At 34.9% G+C, this 278-nt stretch carries 1 pseudogene; it reads right to left on the bottom strand.

What is annotated here, in order from left to right:
* Positions 1-154 precede the first annotated feature (154 nt).
* Positions 155-278: pseudogene (locus SB658_RS23510) on the bottom strand (DUF3993 domain-containing protein); the annotation flags it as partial.

Genomic DNA, 278 nt, shown 5'->3' with positions numbered 1-278 from the left:
AATTGAAAAATTACAACAGCTACTCAATATTGAATAAGAATAGGTAAAGACCTATTCTTATTTTTATCCCACTATTTGTGGGCAGTAATAGCCCGATTGGTGCGAGCTATTAATCAGTGAGAGATGAACATCCCCCACCAATTACAGTTTCACTTTATAATTGTTGTAATCGTTTTATTTCAGTTAAAAGTTCTTGGCTTTCATGATATCCGGCCAATTTCCATTTCCCTTGATCTCTTTGCAATGTTACAATATGATATTGTCCACTTTTTGCCCGC

The organism is Bacillus sp. SIMBA_008 (assembly GCF_046535495.1).
In the GTDB taxonomy this organism is placed as follows: Bacteria; Bacillota; Bacilli; order Bacillales; family Bacillaceae; genus Bacillus; species Bacillus subtilis.
The sequence above is the reverse complement of the archived record's forward strand: the minus strand, read 5'-3'. Positions and strand labels throughout refer to the sequence as shown.